Genomic DNA, 484 nt, shown 5'->3' with positions numbered 1-484 from the left:
AGTTGAAACAGCGCGCGTCGGTGATATCCAGAGCGCCAACTACGTGCCGGGCGTTTCCGGCTGGAAGCTGGAACAAGACGGCACCTTCGAGATCAACTCCTGCATCCTCGGCGGCGTGGCAAAGGCGCCTGAGCGCCAGACAGTGTCGGTCGAGGTGGCCAGCTGGAGCAAGTACGACTTGCCCAAGAATGCCGCCAACCTGCTCCAGTTCATGCAGGCCGAGCTGCAAAAGGTGCCAGATCAGTATCGCCACGCCGCCGAGTTCGAAGAGTTCGACGCGAGCTACGGCGATGAATCCTTCAATGCTCGCCTGTTTTTGAGCTACTCACGGCTCGAAACCGAGGAAGAGCTAGCTGATCGTCTGGAGAAGGCGAAGGTCGCCGGCACGCGCGTCAGCATCAAGAATGGTGAAATGATCGTTACGCATGACGGTGTTGTGCGGTTCAAGATCGGCAATCCGGATCAGCCAGAGCCTGAGAAACCC

The 484-nt window shown here is 58.7% G+C and carries 1 protein-coding gene; it reads left to right on the top strand.

The genetic code is table 11. From position 1 onward, the window contains the following. Nucleotides 1-484: phage tail tip fiber protein (locus JQ845_RS22820; RefSeq protein WP_459565137.1), on the top strand; the 484-nt coding region annotated here is incomplete at both ends.

This window comes from Pseudomonas paraversuta (genome assembly GCF_904063065.1).
Classification (GTDB): domain Bacteria; phylum Pseudomonadota; class Gammaproteobacteria; order Pseudomonadales; family Pseudomonadaceae; genus Aquipseudomonas; species Aquipseudomonas paraversuta.
This window is presented reverse-complemented; position numbering and strand designations above follow the sequence as displayed.